The organism is Nostoc sp. UHCC 0252 (assembly GCF_034931145.1).
Lineage (GTDB): Bacteria > Cyanobacteriota > Cyanobacteriia > Cyanobacteriales > Nostocaceae > Nostoc.
On record NZ_JAYGHE010000006.1, the window covers coordinates 113,327 to 131,576 of the forward strand.

17 protein-coding genes and 1 pseudogene are annotated in these 18,250 nt (G+C 40.0%); 6 read left to right on the forward strand and 12 right to left on the reverse strand.

The window, feature by feature from the left end; all coding sequences use genetic code 11:
• Positions 1-3 precede the first annotated feature (3 nt).
• Entirely contained in the window at positions 4-2,229 is a 2,226-nt protein-coding gene (locus tag VB732_RS06055) for a pentapeptide repeat-containing protein (protein WP_323229932.1), read from the forward strand.
• Between the two features lie 1,196 nt (positions 2,230-3,425).
• Entirely contained in the window at positions 3,426-4,580 is a 1,155-nt protein-coding gene (locus tag VB732_RS06060; protein ID WP_323229933.1) for an alanine--glyoxylate aminotransferase family protein, read from the forward strand.
• A gap of 357 nt (positions 4,581-4,937) precedes the next feature.
• On the opposite strand, the gene VB732_RS06065 is transcribed toward VB732_RS06060, so the two are convergent.
• The 6 genes from VB732_RS06065 to VB732_RS06090 form a co-directional block, all read right to left on the reverse strand.
• Positions 4,938-5,165 carry a DUF2949 domain-containing protein gene (locus VB732_RS06065; protein WP_323229934.1) on the reverse strand — a complete coding sequence of 76 codons (228 nt, stop codon included), beginning with the start codon at positions 5,163-5,165 and terminating at the stop codon, positions 4,938-4,940.
• Between the two features lie 450 nt (positions 5,166-5,615).
• Complete coding sequence (locus VB732_RS06070) at positions 5,616-6,122, reverse strand: DUF192 domain-containing protein (protein ID WP_323229935.1); 507 nt, start codon at positions 6,120-6,122, stop codon at positions 5,616-5,618.
• A 260-nt stretch (positions 6,123-6,382) separates the two neighbouring features.
• Positions 6,383-7,069 carry a response regulator transcription factor NblR gene (nblR, locus tag VB732_RS06075; protein WP_323229936.1) on the reverse strand — a complete coding sequence of 229 codons (687 nt, stop codon included), beginning with the start codon at positions 7,067-7,069 and terminating at the stop codon, positions 6,383-6,385.
• A 326-nt stretch (positions 7,070-7,395) separates the two neighbouring features.
• Complete coding sequence (locus VB732_RS06080) at positions 7,396-8,313, reverse strand: NAD(+) kinase (RefSeq protein WP_323229937.1); 918 nt, start codon at positions 8,311-8,313, stop codon at positions 7,396-7,398.
• Between the two features lie 550 nt (positions 8,314-8,863).
• A complete protein-coding gene (locus VB732_RS06085; RefSeq protein WP_323229938.1) occupies positions 8,864-9,862 on the reverse strand; it encodes an SDR family oxidoreductase in 999 nt (332 codons plus the stop codon).
• 233 nt (positions 9,863-10,095) lie between these two features.
• Positions 10,096-10,200, reverse strand: a complete 105-nt coding sequence (locus tag VB732_RS06090; RefSeq protein ID WP_094330898.1) for a PetM family cytochrome b6-f complex subunit 7 — start codon at positions 10,198-10,200, stop codon at positions 10,096-10,098.
• 208 nt (positions 10,201-10,408) lie between these two features.
• Between VB732_RS06090 and pdxA the strand changes: the two genes are divergently transcribed.
• The 3 genes from pdxA (at position 10,409) to VB732_RS06105 (ending at position 12,012) form a co-directional block, all read left to right on the forward strand.
• Positions 10,409-11,500 carry a 4-hydroxythreonine-4-phosphate dehydrogenase PdxA gene (gene pdxA / locus VB732_RS06095; RefSeq protein WP_323229939.1) on the forward strand — a complete coding sequence of 364 codons (1,092 nt, stop codon included), beginning with the start codon at positions 10,409-10,411 and terminating at the stop codon, positions 11,498-11,500.
• A gap of 39 nt (positions 11,501-11,539) precedes the next feature.
• Complete coding sequence (locus tag VB732_RS06100) at positions 11,540-11,710, forward strand: hypothetical protein (RefSeq protein ID WP_323229940.1); 171 nt, start codon at positions 11,540-11,542, stop codon at positions 11,708-11,710.
• Between the two features lie 68 nt (positions 11,711-11,778).
• Entirely contained in the window at positions 11,779-12,012 is a 234-nt protein-coding gene (locus tag VB732_RS06105; RefSeq protein ID WP_323229941.1) for a hypothetical protein, read from the forward strand.
• 3 nt (positions 12,013-12,015) lie between these two features.
• On the opposite strand, the gene VB732_RS06110 is transcribed toward VB732_RS06105, so the two are convergent.
• The gene (locus tag VB732_RS06110) at positions 12,016-12,255 is read right to left on the reverse strand and encodes a hypothetical protein (RefSeq protein WP_323229942.1); all 240 of its coding nucleotides are present in this window, start codon (positions 12,253-12,255) and stop codon (positions 12,016-12,018) included.
• A gap of 148 nt (positions 12,256-12,403) precedes the next feature.
• Positions 12,404-13,123, reverse strand: coding sequence for a response regulator transcription factor (locus tag VB732_RS06115; RefSeq protein WP_323229943.1), 720 nt, complete (start codon positions 13,121-13,123; stop codon positions 12,404-12,406).
• Between the two features lie 1,312 nt (positions 13,124-14,435).
• Here VB732_RS06115 and VB732_RS06120 point away from each other — a divergent pair.
• Positions 14,436-14,882, forward strand: a pseudogene (locus VB732_RS06120) (rhodanese-like domain-containing protein); the annotation flags it as partial.
• Positions 14,883-15,406: 524 nt separating this feature from the next.
• Here the strand turns inward: VB732_RS06120 and VB732_RS06125 are convergent.
• The 4 genes from VB732_RS06125 to VB732_RS06140 all read right to left on the reverse strand — a co-directional run bounded on the left by VB732_RS06125 (position 15,407) and on the right by VB732_RS06140 (position 18,186).
• Complete coding sequence (locus tag VB732_RS06125) at positions 15,407-16,036, reverse strand: ribonuclease H-like domain-containing protein (RefSeq protein WP_323229944.1); 630 nt, start codon at positions 16,034-16,036, stop codon at positions 15,407-15,409.
• A gap of 89 nt (positions 16,037-16,125) precedes the next feature.
• Positions 16,126-16,674 carry a CAP domain-containing protein gene (locus VB732_RS06130; protein ID WP_323229945.1) on the reverse strand — a complete coding sequence of 183 codons (549 nt, stop codon included), beginning with the start codon at positions 16,672-16,674 and terminating at the stop codon, positions 16,126-16,128.
• Between the two features lie 343 nt (positions 16,675-17,017).
• Positions 17,018-17,542 carry a CAP domain-containing protein gene (locus VB732_RS06135; protein WP_323229999.1) on the reverse strand — a complete coding sequence of 175 codons (525 nt, stop codon included), beginning with the start codon at positions 17,540-17,542 and terminating at the stop codon, positions 17,018-17,020.
• A 356-nt stretch (positions 17,543-17,898) separates the two neighbouring features.
• Positions 17,899-18,186: a hypothetical protein gene (locus VB732_RS06140; RefSeq protein WP_323229946.1), complete on the reverse strand. Its 288-nt coding sequence runs from the start codon at positions 18,184-18,186 to the stop codon at positions 17,899-17,901.
• Positions 18,187-18,250 lie beyond the last annotated feature (64 nt).

The window sequence follows — 18,250 nt, forward strand, 5'->3', positions numbered from 1 at the left end:
AATTTGCATAATTTATTTTTTAAACGCAAAGGTACGCAGAGGTTAAACGCAAAGGTACACAGAGGAGTTTCTTTGCGTACCTCTGCGCTTCCCTTTGCGTTCCTTTGCGTTTTACTTCTCCTCTTCCTCCCCCTACCAACTTCAGCAGCACAAACGCAACCAGAACGCACACCCTTAACTCTGGAATTATTACAAGAACGTCTACGTACACCTACACTCCGCGAAGGCAATTTGACCGTAGATTTGCAGAAGATGGTGATTGATTTGCGCCCGGAAAATGCTAGCTTTCGTGATGCTTTTTACCAACTCATGCGAAAAGGACTAAATGCAAAACCTCTGGGTTTAGACCTTAGCTATACCCTAATTTTAGGGGATTTTGTGGGCAGTGATTTGGGTTTAAGAACCCCCTTGTACGCCCAAGCGATCGCTTCGATTTTCAGCGTCCCCGAACAAAAAGAACTAGAACGTTTGCGCTTCGTTTGTCTAGAGTCACTCACGAACTCTAAAGATTGCCGATCGCTTTTGGGAACACAATCAACTCCATCCAGTGAAATCGCCGTCTTTCGTGGTGTCTTAACATTAGTGCAAACTCGTTTCAATGGCGAAATGAAGTTTTCTAATACATTCTTTCTTCAGTCTGTGGATGCCCAAGGTGCAACTTTTCTCCAATCCACTAATTGGAATGAAACCAGATTTGCTCGTCCCGTCAACTTTAACGGTGCTAAGTTCAAACAACCAAGCAATTTTCAGGGCAGTATTTTTTTTGAAAAAGCTAATTTTAAACAAACTCAATTTCAAGACATTGCTGATTTTCAAGGCAGCATTTTTGAAAAAACTGTCAACTTCAACCAAGCAACTTTTAAACAGTTAGCTAAATTCAATAGTGGGCAGTGGCAAGATAATGCTGATTTTTCTAATGTCCATTTTGTGAATCAAGCCCAATTTACTAAAGCAAATTTTAATCGGTTCTTCCTCTTAACAGAAGCGACTTTTGAGCAAGCTGTCACATTTCGAGAAGTCGAGTTTAATCAATCGGTAAATTTGCAAGGTGCAAGCATTCTCAACCAAGCGGATTTTAGCGATGCGAGGTTTTCTACAGAAGCTTGTTTAAGTGTACCTGGTTTAACTTTTAACTCTAACCAAGCAAAAATTTTAGGTAATCCCGGTCAGATTGGTAAGATGTTTTGCATCCCTACATTGCAAGGTAATCAAAATATCTTGCGGAATTTGGGGCAAAATTTTCGTCAGCAACAACAAGTCGCCGATGCTAATGAACTAGAATACACAAAACAACAACTACGATTAGTAGAAATGAGTCGCCGTTTGACGGCTACAAATATTAATAGTGCAAGTGTTGCAAGTTTGATTAACCTGGGTTTTTCTACAACTCAAGCCGAAGCGATCGCCCAGCGTCGTCTGATAAAATTGTTTCGCAGCAACAATGAGTTACTCACCTTAGCAGACATCGATTTAGAAAAATACACACAACTGAGTAAGCGCTTAATTGTTGGTGAATCCCTTTCTATCGGTGGGTGGTTATTGCAAGCTTGGAGTTGGTTGGGGTTGAGTGTACTACTGTTGTTGAGTGGCTATGGTACAAATTTCTGGTTAGTGTTTGGCGTGGGAGGAGTTGCGATCGCCTATTTCGGTTTACTATTTTGGCTAGTGGATCGCTACCGTCGCCTGCATCCTGTGCCAATTATTCCCACAGCTTACGAAACCATTTCCATATTAGTCAGTTTTAGCGTTTTAGAATTCTTGAGCTTACTAGCTATTTTTCGTAATGCTCAAAAACCTTGGCTGACATTAGGGTGTCTTTTTATAATTCTTGTTCCCGTACCACTGGCGTTATTAATCCGACTTTACCAACAAGGTCGTTATCACAACTTAATGAACGTCTCTTATTTTACCGAAGACGGCACATTTCGCCAGTTACGATTGTTAATTGGGCGTTTACCAGTTATACCCAGGAATCAGACATTTCGGGAACGATATATGCCTCTTTTGTGCGATCGCCGTTGGAACTGGCTCAACTATTATGATTTTAGTCTCAACAACCTAGTTAAACTAGGATTTAACGACATCCGCCTACGAGACGAACACTTACCAGGTATTATCTCTGCACTTGCTTGGTATCAATGGAGTTTAGGTGTAATTTACATCACATTAGTTTTGTGGACTCTTTCTCGCACAATTCCAGGATTAAATTTATTAATTTATCTGAAGTAATCTCTGCACCTGAACTTTTTTAATTTGTATCATCCAGTGTGGTATTTGCTGTGGGAAGGAAATCAAATAGCCAGCAAATTTTAAATGCTGTCAATAACATGATCGTACTCATATTTCAGACCATCATTGTTATTTTACCTAGATATTCTGGTGATACTCAGAATTAAATTTATTGGTAAAAATATTACTAATTGTATTATTGTCCAGAGAGTTTGACTGTTTTATTTATACACGAAAAAGCGCTTGAGAGTTTTGCTCACTCAAGCGCTTCTCCGTAAAAGCTTATACCAACTCACTTGTTTGATGCAACATTTGAAACCTGCAACACTCCCTTATTAGGGAGCATTGCGAGGATAACTTATGACAAACATCTGGTGAAATGGTATCACTCCTTGCACTAACTAAGAATATCTCTTTTACAAGAAAACGAGGGATCTAGTGAGTGACAGTTTATAAACTGAACACTAGTTAAAAACGACTCACCATGAATAGTAACTAAAAAAACTAAGCACAACTGTAGCAAATTTATAAGTATAGTATAAAAACTTCTAGTTTATTAGCGCTCACTACCTCTGAGTACGGTTTCAAAATATGCAGCAATTAACAGTATAGATAGCTCCACTTTGGTAGTAAATAAACTGTAAACTATTAATGAAAATTGCTATTTAGTAAGCTAGAGATAGCTTGGATATTGACAGAAAAATGATTTAGTCCGAAATAAATCATCACCTTTTCAATAGATAGAGGTATTGTTTAGAAAACAGCAATTATTAAGCAAAGCAAATTCACTCATTTTGGGTTAGGTATCTTATATCTCTTCGTAAACGGTGACATCCAATTTTGCGTAGTGTAAGCCGTTACTTCCTTCGTTGAAGCAAAACATAACTTTTTCACCGACGAATCCTGCTAGTCTTCAATAGGCGCTCACCTACAGCCAAGGGACTGAAATTGGTGTCTAAGTGTATGGTAAGATTGCCTAGAACAGAGATTTTATCTGAGTTGGAGTCTGGTATAAATTGCGAAGGTCAAGCTGACCGTTAATTAACTCCCACGATACTTTTCCTATGGATTTGGAAAATATACAACAACACTGGTGGCGATCTGAGTGTAATTTGTAGAGAAATATCTAGAATTTGCTACCAGACTAAACCAACTTCCCACAATTTTGACTTTTATTTGACTTTTAGGATAGACATATGAACGATAAGCTGATGCTAATGATTCCAGGCCCAACGCCGGTGCCAGAAGCTGCTTTACTGGCATTAGCCAAGCATCCGATTGGACACCGGACTAGTGAATTTAGCAATATATTGGCAGAGGTGACAGAAAACCTCAAGTGGTTGCACCAAACTCAAAATGATGTACTAACACTGAATGTAAGTGGTACGGGTGCTGTAGAAGCCGGAATAATTAATTTTCTCTCTCCAGGCGATCGCATTTTAGTTGGCTCTAATGGTAAATTTGGCGAACGCTGGGTAGAAGTTGGACAAGCCTACGGTTTGAATGTAGAAGAAGTGAAGGTGGAATGGGGAAAACCCTTAGACCCCAAAGTATTTGCCGAAAAACTCCAAGCAGATACCCAAAAGCAAATCAAAGCCGTAATCATTACCCACAGCGAAACCTCGACAGGTGTGTTGAATGACCTAGAAAGCATCAACCGCCACGTTAAAGAACACGGTGAAGCGTTGATTATCGTTGATGCCGTCACTAGCTTGGGTGCGTTCAATCTCCCCGTCGATGCTTGGGGTTTGGATATAGTCGCCTCCGGTTCCCAAAAAGGTTATATGATTCCGCCGGGATTGGGTTTTGTCTCTGTGAGTCCCAAAGCTTGGGAAGCTTACAAAACTGCGAAGCTACCAAAATATTATTTGGATTTAGGCAAATATCGCAAAGCTACAGCCAAAAATACAACTCCATTTACTCCACCCGTGAACTTGATTGTAGCGCTACACACCACGTTGCGAATGATGAAAGAGGAAGGCTTGGAGTCAATATTTGCTCGACATGAACGGCTGAAAAATGCTACCCGCGCCGCCATTCAAGGGTTGAATTTGCCACTGTTTGCAGCAGATAGTTCCGCTAGTCCGGCGATTACGGCTGTAGCACCACAGGGAATTGAATCGGATAAGATTCGGTCATTGATGAAAAAACGCTTTGATATTGCCCTTGCAGGTGGTCAAGACCATTTGAGTAATAAGATTTTCCGCATTGGTCACTTGGGCTTTGTGAGCGATCGCGATATTCTTAGCTGTATAGCATCCTTAGAAGTTACTCTAACAGAACTAGGGTACGAAGACTTCACACCTGGATCTGGTATAGCAGCAGCAGTTAGAGTGTTTAATCAGTCCTAATTACTCAGCATTAAATAAAAAGAGCGAGTTAAATTATTAACTTGCTCTTTTTATTTGTTGTATATAAATGTGTACAAACCCTCAGAGTTCATAAACTTATATATCAACCCTTGTCTAAGGTAAAGTTCATGTGACATGCTTTAATTCTCCTAAATGATACAAAGTTTTCCTAGATAGTATTATTTGCTTCGGAGATAGTCACACAGATAATTCTACACCAAACAATACTAACTTTAGTGACTTAGTATAATCCCAAATTTGCATAATAAGTAGTATTGAGTATTGCTTGAGATTTCAGTAACAACCTTTTGCTAGAGACTTTTAATCTAAAAATCCAAAATCCAAAATTGGCATCTCTTATGCTGTCTCCAGCCAATCATAAATTTGTTCTAGCTGTTCTAGAGTAATCAAGCCATACTGCCAAAGAATCATAGCCAAAGGGCCTGGGTCTTGCTCCCGATGACGCAATGCAACCGCCAACGATGCTGTGGAAATTGCCAAATCTTCTTGCAAAAAATGAATCAGTCGAGAATATTTCGATGGTGACATTTGGATCTCACCTCCTAGTGCAGAATGTATTGTCATATATCAGTTCACCATTGCTCGATAGCCAGTAGCCAGTATTTCATCTGTCACTGTGCCGTTATTGGCTATACACCCAAGCACAGTTTTCTTTAATTGCCCTGCTCGATTTTCAAGCAGTATTTATACTTAGTTAAATTGGCTCCATTTTATTTACTTGTGTACTTTATTTAATTACATAAGTAATAATCAACTTTCCATAGCCTATACTCTCTTATTGGCGGCTATTTACACTTACGCCCAAGGGTATATTTTTGCCAAACCTTAAGACCACGATTTCAGGTTGGAGGCAGTAGAAATTTACATTATTACCACAGTTTTTAAATAGTAGCGTTACAGATGACTTTTTGCCACAGATGGTGACATTTTTTACAAAAAAAACATAGATTTAGGTAGTATAGGCTCTGAACAGAGCAACCATCCAAATCTTTATCCCCGCAAAGCAGCTAAGTCTCAAAACTGAATTTTGACAATATCGCCCACTTTCAACCTCAATTCGGCAGCCCTTCCAGAGCGAAGTTCAATTACCTTATCGATTGGTGTGTTGGGGCCATAGGTAGGACAAGGCTCACTTGCACAAGGAGGTGCAGAAGCTTGGATATATTTAACTACACCGTTCTGTAAAAATACCATATCCAAAGCTACTGGCACATTTTTCATCCAGAAACTAACTGGTCGTGGTGAAGGGAACCCAAATAGCATTCCTCGGTTATCTGGCAAAGCTGGTCGATACATCAACCCCATCTGTTGCTGTTGTGGTGTCTTGGCCACTTCTAGCTGAATCGTTGTGCCATCAGGAAGAATAGCTTTAGCTGAAATTGGTAGTTTTTGACCTAAACTTTCTGGTGCTGGAGTTTGAGAACCAGATGTGGGAATTGGAGGTTTGGCTGTTGTTGGCACAGAACAGCCCATCAATAAAACACTCAGCAACATTGAGAGTAAACCTAGCCAACGACTCATAATTATTTTTAATTTTGTAATTTAGATTTCAATTTTACAGAATTTCAGCTAGAAAACTCATGACTTTTATTTGTCCCGTAATGCACAGACCTTTTCAGCCTCAATTAACCAGGATTTACGCAAATAGTAGTCAAAATCCTTATTATTAAGCAGGGGTAATTCATGAATTGCCCCTACCATATTAGTTTTACGTAAGTCCTATAACTAGACAATGCGCTTGAGTAACTTGTTAAAGGTAGGCAAACTTCCGTCACAGTGTATTAGGATTCTCTTAAAACGTACCCTACGCCGCGCACTGTCTGAATGAGGCGCTTTTGACCTTCATCTTCGATTTTGAGGCGCAAGTAACGGATGTATACTTCAATGACATTGGACTCACCCAGAAAGTCATAACCCCAAACATTCTCTAAAATTTGTTCGCGGGTTAACACCTCGCGGGGATGTTCCATTAAGAATTTTAATAGTTCAAATTCCTTCATTGTCAAGTCAATTGCCCGTCCTCCGTGGATAGCACGGCGAGTTGCAATGTCTAAAATTAGATCCCCAAAACGTAATTGCTCCGTGGTATCTACATCGGGTTTTAAATAGAGGCGAATTAACTTTAAAAAGTCTTCTGAACGGTAAGGCTTGAGGATATAATCATCTGCACCTGCTTCTAGACAAGCTACACGATCATCAACTGTATCCCTTGCCATTAAAATCAATACAGGCGATCGCATACCAGTGCTTCTCAGATTTTTACACAATGAGAGTCCTGATTCTCCTGCTAACATCCGGTCTACAACAATTAAAGCAGGTTGGCGATCGCTACAGTATTGCAAACCACTGGTTGCATCATGAGCCAATATTGATTCATAGCCAGCTTCTTGCAAATCGCAAGAAAGTTGATTTGCTAGGCTCTCATCGGTTTCAATCACCAAAACACAGGGACTTGGAGCAACTGTCATAACAATTTGGGATATTGGATTTGGGATTGTAAAGATATTCCAGAGAAAATCTTTACATCAGTTAGAAGTGCAATTACGAGTTTTTAATGATGGAGCAATCCTGATGTGACGTGCTGCTAAGGATCTTTTAGCACGTTCAGGTGTCAGCCATCGAATTATCGGATGCAATCTTAATAACTAAATCCAAATACCATCCCTACACCAGTAATTCTGGAAGGAAATTAGGGAATGGGGAAGAAGCAAGGGAGCAGGGGGCAGGGGGCAGAGGGGAAAGAGGTAATGTTATTCTCCTCAATTCCCAATTCCTAATTCCCAATTCTCAATCATTACGGCAATTCTACCGAAGTTGGTTTGGCAATATGTGGTAAACCCCAACCTAATTTTTCTCGTAAAATTCGGAAAAACTCAGGCGGTTGTAAGCGAATAAATCGGACACTATATTGCGATCGCTCCATATATACTCTATCTTCTGGGAAGACATAGCACCCTCCATTACCATCCACCACCATCACCAGCCGAGGAATGTTAACTGGGTAAATGTTGACCGATTCAGTATCTGGAAATACTAATGCTCTAGAAGCTAGGGAATGGGGACAAATAGGTACTAGCTGTAAAACAGGTACACCGGGAGTCACAACTGGGCCACCAGCACTCAATGAGTAAGCTGTAGAACCAGTAGGCGTAGAAACAATTACACCATCCGCCGCAATATCTACTGGTGCATGACGACCTATGGCAATTTCAAAATGGCACATACAGGTCAAAGGCTCTCGGTGCAAAACCATTTCATTCAAGCAGAGGGCTTCCCACAGCACTGCTTCTCCCCGAAATACTTTGACGGTGAGCATGGCTCGTTCTTCAATTTCATACTCACCGTTCATTGCCTGTTCTAGTGCTTGGGGCAATTGATTCAAGAAAGTTTCCGTCAAAAATCCCATGTGACCGGTATTCACTGTCAACAGTGGGATACCACAGGGGGCTACCTGACGAGACGCTGCTAAAACAGTGCCGTCTCCCCCTAATACCACTGCAAACTCCATATCTGAGTCAAAACCAGGGGGCGTTAGACCGTCAATGGGGGTGTGGCATACAGGACTATCTGGATTAGAGTAGCCCAATATTCCACCGATACTCGATGTGACACACACATCCCAACCGGCTGCGGTTAGCTTGTCTTTCAACTCGATAGCGACACGACCCGCTATCGGTTTAACGTCATTGTAGATAATGCCTGCTTTCGGCACACTCAAATATCCAAGTTTAGGCGATGCTTTGTATTATTTGACACTCCCTAGCCTGAAAGCATGAGGATTCTTGGTTCATTGATACACCTTTAAACTGCCTAGCCTTTCGGCATTACTTAAACCAAAAACCCGTTCAATTGAACCAAGTTTCGAGCCTAATTTAGACAGCCCCAGAGGGCTTATCTCCCCAAGCTTTAGAGGATTTCTCCCCTTGTTTCCGTGTGCCCCACGGTACGCTTAATTAACAAGTTTTTGACTTTTCTGGTATGGGTGAGCGTTTGCTACCCCAGCTATGTTTATCGTGGTTTTCGCCGCCCACTAACCATTATTATTTCCTAGCCAGTCGTATTGGGGTTGGTTATCCATTTGTGCTAGCGGTTATTCTACCTGTGATATTGTTTGATTATACCAATCACCGGAAACTTTCAAGACAAATTTAGAGAATTAAAGTCGTCCTAGAAGGATGGGGCTTTTAACATTTTTGGTCATGTAGCCTGAAGTCAAATATCCAGAATGCAGAGTTTCATGACTAATGTCTGTTTTGTAATGACTATTGACTATTAGCTTTTGAAGACTGTTTAAAAGGAGTTTTTTTAGGTTTCTGCTTTTTATTTTTATTTTTCTGGTAGTCTACCTCTTTGAGCTTCTTCATAATTCGGCTGAAGTACTCTTGTAAATAACTTTCTAGGGTTGTAGTCTGTTGCGGATCTAAACCAAAGACTGTATACACTTCATCCATTGAAGCATTTAGCTGTTTACCACTAGCTAATACTTCTGTAAACGCTAGCCTGTCTGCCACGTTCCATCCCCACTGAAAAGATCGCATTAAGCCCCGAACGGCACGCAGTAGGGTTATCGGCATCCGTGTTACCCTAGCGTCTTTTCCAGATAAGCGTTCGCACAGGTTGATGATTTCTTCTGCACTCCACGCACGAGTACCAACTACAGGAAAAGCTTGGTTTTCCGTTTCGGGCACACTCAATGCACGGATGGCAAACTTAGCAATATCCTGAGTATCCATGTAGGCAATGGGAGAAGAATTACCTGTTACCCAAACTGGCTGTCCTTCCAAAATGGGAATCCCATATTGACCGATTAACCCTTGCATAAAACCAGCTAGCCGCAAGATGGTATAATTCAAGCCTGACTCCGCTAAGAATAGTTCTGTACAACGCTTGATTTCCATGAGCGGTACTTCTGGGTATTTATCCGCATCCAAAATTGAAAAGAAGATAAAGCGCTCTACACCTGCTGCTTTTGCTGCTTGAATTAATGCTACTTTGCCCTCCCAGTCAACTTGTTTGATACTTAGTGAATCTGTAGGGCGAGATGTTGACGCATCAATAACTTGGGTTACGCCAACTAAAGCTTCCGCTAAGGTATCGGGATAACGTAAATTTCCTGGTACGAGTTCCGCACCCCATTCTTTGAGAAAAGCTGCTTTTTTACTGCTGCGAACAAGACAGCGTACTTTATATCCCTCATCGATTGCACGACGAGCCACTTGTCTTCCTAAGGTGCCAGTGGCACCGACGATTAATAATGTCATGAGGTTTGTAATAAATTTTAATGTTTTATGAAAAGAATGTTATCAGAATAACCTATGCAAACAAAAGTTTACATCTTTTCTCAGAAAATCAATTTATTTGGATAAACTCATGGGAAAATAGCTGTCCGGTTAACGGACAAGCTTTTTTCTCATTTCGATGAAAAAGGGAGTGGGGAGAATAAAATAACTCCTAACTCAGCACTCAGCACTCAGCACTCAGCACTCAGCACTAATTACTCTTCCCCGCCCTGAATTTTCAGTAACAATGCGCCTAAGCCCCAACCTACGAAGATTAAACCGAAGGACAATACAGCTGCATTCAAAATTTCGCCGCCCATTAGTGTGATTCTCCTTATGCAAATTAGTGTGTGTAAACTAGGTCTAGCAGAAGCTTTTCAATAGTTACTGTAGGATTAGACCCGTGTAAATAATTTTAAACTAGTTTAGCAAGTAATCCCTACTGGTTTGGGGGGCAATCCCTACTGGGGAGCGGGAAAGATAGGGAAATACCAGAAAACTTGATGATAATTATTATGAATAAATTTTATGTATCAAAATAATCAAGATAACTTAGTGAATTCTCGCCAAGATAACCGCCCGCGTTTGGCGCTGACGTTAGGAGATCCGGCGGGTATTGGGCCGGAAGTGATTTTGAAAGCTTTAGCAGAGCCAGAAATTAGTAAAAAATACGACGTAACAGTTGTGGGTAACGAGGATTTGCTGGCACAGACTTATCACAAACTGAATTTAACTGAGAATTTAGCACCTTTGGCCAATCCAGAAGAGTTGTCTGTCAGCAATGTGCAGTTGGGTGGAGAAATTAAAGGTCAAATTATCCCAGGAATAGGTAATGCGGCGAGTGGTGCGGCTAGTTTTGCTTATATGGAATATGCGATCGCACAAACACTCGCTGGTAAATTTGATGCTATTGTCACAGGGCCGATCGCTAAATCTGCTTGGAAAGCCGCAGGATATAATTATCCAGGGCAAACGGAACTTTTGGCGCAAAAGTCAGGTGTTGACCGTTTTGGGATGTTATTTGTAGCGCGATCGCCTCATACTAATTGGACACTCCGCGCTTTACTTGCGACTACACATATTCCCCTCCGTCAAGTAGCGGATACATTGACACCACAGTTGTTGACACAGAAATTGGATTTGCTGGTGGAATGTTTAGAGAAAGATTTTGGAATAAAAAATGGGAGAATTGCGATCGCAGGTTTGAATCCCCACAGTGGCGAACAGGGACAACTGGGACATGAAGAACAAGATTGGTTAATTCCCTGGTTGGAGCAAGAGCGGCAAAATAGACCACAATTACAGCTAGATGGGCCAATACCGCCAGATACGATGTGGGTTAAACCTGGTCAAGCTTGGTATGGAAATTCTTTAGTCCAAAATCCGGCTGATGGTTACTTGGCACTTTACCACGACCAAGGCTTAATTCCTGTGAAGCTGATGGCGTTTGATCGGGCAGTTAATACTTCTATTGGTCTTCCTTTTGTTCGGACTTCACCGGATCATGGAACAGCGTTTGATATTGCGGGTAAGGGAATTGCTGATGCTACGAGTATGAAAGCAGCAATACATTTAGCGGCTGAGTTGGTGAGTCAAAGATTGGCGGTGGGGCGTAGTTAAAAGTTCTTTGTTGCAATATTTACTAGGAGTAATGCTTACTTGAATTTTGAAATTATCGGAGACATCACCAATATTGAAATAATTGCTGTTGGTAACTCCATTCGTGAACTAGAACGCTTGTGTAAAACTTATGGTTTAGGACGGTGGCGGAAACTTAAAGGCTTTGCAACCATTAGCTTAGACGGCAGAAGCATTTACGAAGCTGAGTGACACTGATATGAAGCCCACGGAATGGGTAAAAAAGAAATCAAAATAAAACGCTTTCTATAGGAGTCATTATGCAGTCAGCGAACACAGAAACTCAATATGTTGTTTGCATTAACAACAAAGATTATCCTGCTTCTTTAGAAATTCGGAAAATTTACCAGACCGTTCCTGATTCTGATGCTGTTAAGCACCAAATGATTAGAGTTATTGATGAATCAGGCGAAGACTATTTATATCCTAGCAATTGTTTCGTATTGATTGAATTACCAAAAGCGGTTGCAGAAGTTTTTTATCTGGCTAGTTAAAATTTAATTATTCGTTTCAATAACTCTACATATTTCCATGCGCCAAGCATACTGGTGAAAACAATGTTCGTCTGCTTTGGCGTAATGATGCAAGATTTTATCAGTATTAGCTCTGTGCTTGTCCCAAATTTTACCTAAAGGCGAAACTTCGTTTAAACTTTGTATATTTTGATTTTTAGGAAATTTATCTTGAGACGATATATTAAAAGCAATAAAGTTACTGTCTGAGGCTTGAGCAGACACGAAATCACCAAATCAGTTTGTATCAACGCCTCAAACTAACGCAAGTTATACGGTCAAGCCTCAGTAAAAGTATTTAAGTAAATAATAAGACTAATGCTGACTCAGATGAGTCATTCTTTGTTATAAACTAGTCCTGAAATTGGAAAGCTCAGGAAGTAGTATTTTCTTCGGGTGCTTCAAACTTATAACCATAGCCGCGCACAGTTTTAATAAACTCTGGTACGCTAGGATCGACTTCCATTTTCTTGCGAAGCTGACCAATATGTACGTCAACCACCCGGCCATCTCCTACGTAATCGCAACCCCAAATTTTTTGGATTAGTTGTGGACGACTCCAAGCTTGATTAGGATGACTTGCCAAAAAATGTAAAATATTAAATTCCAGCGCTGTTAAAGCCAGAAGCTTATCGTTAAGTGTTACCTCCCGTCCCTCTGGGTTAATTACTAGCTGCTTGAAAATGATCCGTTGTGTCGGTGAAGGGTTGATGTAGCGTATCCGCCTCAAAAGAGCTTCTATTCTAACTTCTACTTCTGCAAGACTAAATGGTTTAGTCATGAAATCATCAGCACCTGCACTCAAGATTTTAATTTTATCAGCCTCGTCAGTCCTACTAGTTAGTATCAGCACTAGAACATTAGTCCGACTCTGCATTTCTTGGCAGAGGCTATAACCATTAACATCCGGCAAATTCCAATCCAGAATCACTAAAGCTGGGTTGAATTGCTCAAACATCGATAATGCACTTTTACCATCTGCCGCCGCCTCTATTTGATATTTCCGACTCAAAAAACGATGGACGAGATTTCTTACGCCGAAGTCGTCATCAACAATCATAATTTTGGGAGTAGTAGCGGTAACTATAACCATAATGTTGCCTATTGTAGATTGGGCGATTCTCTGTTGCGTCAGTTTTGCTGTACGTGTTTCTGTTGAGAGTGGATTCGCGCGCGTCTCTGCTGAGTACGATCGCTACTGTAGTACTTGTGTACAATTAATTTTCCATGAAGCTTATAAAAACTTCAGCCATTGCAATACTTGTAAAATGTATAACTATTGTATGATTTTTGTATAAATTTGAATTTATATGGTACAATATACCACTTTTATACTTAGGATAAGTATAATTGAAGACCATTTCTACAACCACAAATACAAATAGTTTAGATAAACACTATATACGAAAGCAGTTGCTATAACTTTGGAAAAGCAATGCACTCTATGATTAATTAGCTATCCACAAAGGCTTACAAAGCAAGCCATAAGCTAATCTAAATTTTTAACTATACCTACCCAACCGTACTTTAAGCACTGGGTATCTGCTCCTGAAGAGGAACTACGAAAATTTACACAGCGTGTATTTACATGCAGCTACCCTTTTAAGCATATACTATACTACAAATTTCAACCTGAGACTATGACAAGCCAAGGAGTGAGAGCATCGCCAGAAGTTAAGTAGATAAACAAAGTTAATTACACAATGTCATTGCGAATGCAGCGAAGCGAAATGAAGCAATCGCAAGGGCTGGGATTGCTTACGCTCGCAATGACTGTAATTAATTTTGCATGGTTACTTATTAGGGCAGCAAAAACAGCTTTAACAGATAAAACTTGGAGTTATATGATGTCCGACAAATTACTTGTGATATGTCATTGCGAGTGCAACGTTCGCGGTAGCGTCTCGTAGAGAATTGGAATGAAGCAATCGCAAGACTAAAGCGCAAATCAAAGGTACTGATCTTGATATGCTGGTGCGGGAAGTGCGTCAAAAACGTCAAGATAAAATCCAAAGTGCGGCAAGAAATTGAAGAGACATTATTGTTAGCGATCGCAGATATTAAAAAGCTACATAATTCCTGTAATAATGGTTGAACGTTTTTTGATATTTAGAATATTTTGAATATAAAAATTAATAAAATAAAATAAAACTTATTATTCATTTTTTTTAAAGAATTAAATATCCGAAACTGAAAATTCAAATATTTTATTAGAATCAAGTACGAACAAAAAGCCTTTTTGATAGTCTAATCTGATTGTATTTGCAATGGATTAAATGGTAGAAAATATTTTAATTACCTACTCTACCTTGAGAGAGACTTTGCATAACTTCATCCCAGAGAAAGAGCAATTAAATATATCTAGTCCGTTAAATTGCTATTAATATCGTTAGTAAGGGATAATTATGGTAAACGATTTAGTAGGCGGCATCATTCCTCCACAGCCACCAATAGAAACACAATCTGATGCTCATGCACTGAAATCTCGCCTAGAATGGGGCGAACCAGCTTTTACAATCCTAGATGTGCGCGATCGCAACACCTTCAATGAAGGACACATTTTAGGATCTATGCCTATGCCAATAAATGAATTGGTACAGCGTGCAGTACCTTCCTTGGATAAGAGCCGTGATATTTACGTTTACGGTGCTAATGAAGAAGAAACTGCCCAGGCCGCACAACAACTGCGTTCTAATGGATTTGAGCATGTCTCCGAACTCAAAGGTGGTCTTGCCGCATGGAAAGCGATCGGTGGGCCAACAGAAGGCATTATTGAATCAAAAACTCCCCCAGGTGCAGATGAATACAATGTTGTAGATCGGTTAAAAAATCACCAAGAAAATCAGCCAAAGGGAGGCACTAGCGCGACGGAAGCCATTAAGAAAGGAGCTAGTAACCTCAAAGAAAGTATTCAAGAAGGAGCTAGTAACCTCAAAGAAGGCATTGAAGAGGGAGCCAATAATGTCAAAGAAGGCATTAATGAAGCTCAAAATTCTATAAATAAAGATGATTCGAATGTTGGCTCTTAGGTAAACTTAGAAAGTTACCGATAGACCTCTTGAGTAAATCAAGAATAAAAACCCTACTAAACCTTTGATATTACATCAAAGTCTACCCTCTTTGCTTATAGGGAACAGTTAGAGAGGTGTTAGAAGATTTTTTAAGAGGTCTATAGCGGTTCGTAATCATAATGAGGTACAAAGTAGGGTAGCACAGCTATGCGCCCCTCTCTTGTACCTCATTTTTGCAAAATCTAATAATCTTCTGCCATTGTAAACCCGAACAGCGTCTTTTATACCATTCCTTTGTGAGGCTGCGCCAAACCTTTTTAACTTCTTTCTTCTCTGCGAGACGCTGCGCGAACGTGTCCTTTTGATTAATGTTCAAACAAATCCTTAAATTGCAATAAATCTAAGGAAACTATTGTTGGTAGAAATTCAAAACATTCTTGAGCAATTTTCCAACGTTCTTCTCGTTTGAGCATTTCTGTTAACTTCTGCTGCACACTAAGTAAGTAACGCACATCATTAGCAGCATAACTAAGTTGAGCTTCAGATAAACTAATGGCGTTACCCCAATCAGAAGTTTGAGAACTTTTATCCAGTTCTACTTTTTCTAACTCTTGCACTACATCTTTGAGTCCGTGGCGATTTGTGTAAGTACGAGCTAACTTACTAGCAATTTTGGTACAAAAAACAGGGTTAACCTGAATCCCCAAATTGGCTCGCAAAGTTGCCAGATCAAATCGAGCAAAGTGAAACACTTTTACAACATTCGCTGCTTCCAAGAGTTTTTTTAAGTTTGGGGCTTCAACTTGTCCTTTCGCTATGCGGATTACAGTCACTTTCCCTTCTCGATTGCACAGTTGGACAAGACACAAGCGATCGCGCTGTGGCAATAATCCCATCGTTTCTGTGTCAACTGCGATCGCTGTCGATTCTAAATACTGACTAAGGGCTGCGTCACTGAGATCGCGATCGCTCACCTGAAAATCTTGTAATGTCATGAATTGTTCAAAAATAATAGCAGTGTCCAGCAGATAAAAGTCTTGTCAGACACTACATTATTATTGTGCAAAAAAACCAGAAATTAAATCTACCTACCACGCAAAAAGAGTTGTGTCAGGTAAACTTCGCCTTGATTATTAGTAGCAACGCCAATTCCAGTAAGATTGTAATTTCCTTTTAGATTCTTTAGATGTCCCGGACTGTTGATCCAACCAGTAACAGCTTCTTCCACAGGGTTGCTATATCCTCGGTTGAAAGCAACATTTTCCGCCGCACTGTTGTAGCGAAGAGGGATAGCTTTGACTCGCCCTTCAAATCCCTGATGACTAAATGGGGTTTTCCCCTTAGCCATATTTTGACTATGAATTCTTGCTTGTCGAGTAATATTTGCATTTAAGGTCAACTTTGGCAGTCCTTTAGAAGCCCGATATCGATTAATTTGCTCAAAAACTGATTTTTCTAGCTCAGTAGTTTTAAAAGTAGGGGTCGATATTGCAACCTGACTGGAAAAAAGCGACAACAGCTTATTACGGGTGGATGTATTTGTAGAAGGATGATTTGGTATCGGAACAGCCGTTAATCCACTAGCAAGGACAAGCGCACTTAAAGCGATGCCAAAAGCAGTTTGTCGGAACATGGAGAATTGCGTAAGTTTAGAGATAATAAGACTTCTACTCTAACTTATTGTTCCGAAGATATATACCACGATACTATTAAGTATTGATGAATTTCGGCAATTTGCCTACATCCTTTATAGGAAGTAGAAATAATCTTTTCCAACTGTCAATATTTCAATAGATCAGCTTCATAAAATCATGCTGATTTTTGCTGATAATTTATGATTTTTATAAATTACTAAAAAATAATGTAGTATTCAATAAAAAAATGTCATTGAAACTACATTATTCAATATCTAATAACAGTGTCAACAGACAGAAATCTGGGGAATTTTAGAAAAAACTTAAATTTTGCTAAACCTATCAACGAAGAAAAATTTGTGTGAAGTAGATTTTGCCTGTGCTGGTAGCAGCAACACCAATCCCCGTCTTATCATAATTGCCTTTGATATTGGCTAGATGCCCTGGACTTTTGAGCCAGCCTTGAACAGCTATCTTAGCAGGGTCACTATATCCCTGGTTATAAGCGACATTTTCAGCAGCCCCTCTGTAAGAAATACCGATTGCTCGAATACGTTCTGAAAATCCTGTATGTCCAAAGCCAACCTTACCATTAGCCATGTTCTGACTGTGAATTCTGGCTTGATTATCGATAGCAGAATTACGAGTCAGCTTTGTTAGCTTTTGGGAAATTCTGTAGTTATTAATTTGGGTGAAAACTGACTCTTCTAGAGCAGCAGTGTTGATACTAGATGCTGCAATTTTGAAGGTATTACTTGATACGTTTGATGACATTGGTGTAATGTTTGGACTTGTTACAGGAGTAGCGATCGCTCCACTACTGAGAACAATGGTACTTACAACGCCGTAGATGGTTGTTTTAATCATTTGCTGAAAGTAAAGTTCCAGACCATCTAAGCAAACTAATGTCAATGTGACAAATTGATTGTAAGTCTATATACCTTTCTTTATGCCAGCTTTATGGTCGAAAACTACCAGTAAACCTTGAAATTCACAATTTTACGAAAAAATAGTGCTATGTATAAAAATTATCCTCTACCATTAGTATGATTATTTTGATATCCAAGACTTACGCAAATAATAACCACAACCCTGATTATCGGGTAGGGGCAATACCCTGCAAAAAGCTAGTTGGCCTCTACATGAATTGACTTACAGCGTGTAGTTTTGCGTAAGTCGTAATACAAATGGCATCAAATTTTTTACTATAAACCTCTGTGCAACTAGTTTTGCTTCAGGGTTTCTAATTCTTCTTGCACCACGCGCAGCACCCGGGTAATATATTCCGCCCGCCAGTGTTCCCGCTCCTTAATTACCTTGGCATCCGGCTGGTAAGCTTCGATTTCAGTAGGCAATAAAATATCTTTAGCCTCTAGCAATCGTTCAATGGTGTCTAGTCGCTCATGCAGTACTGATACCTCACCAGTCAAAGCCATAACGATCGCCAACAATTTATCAATTTGCGGATTTTCTAGGTAAACAGGTCGTTTACCCTTGGCTGTTTTTACCATCTAATAACAATTCTCCAAAAATAAAACTAGATATGCAAAAGAAGGAAACCCAAATTACGTTCGC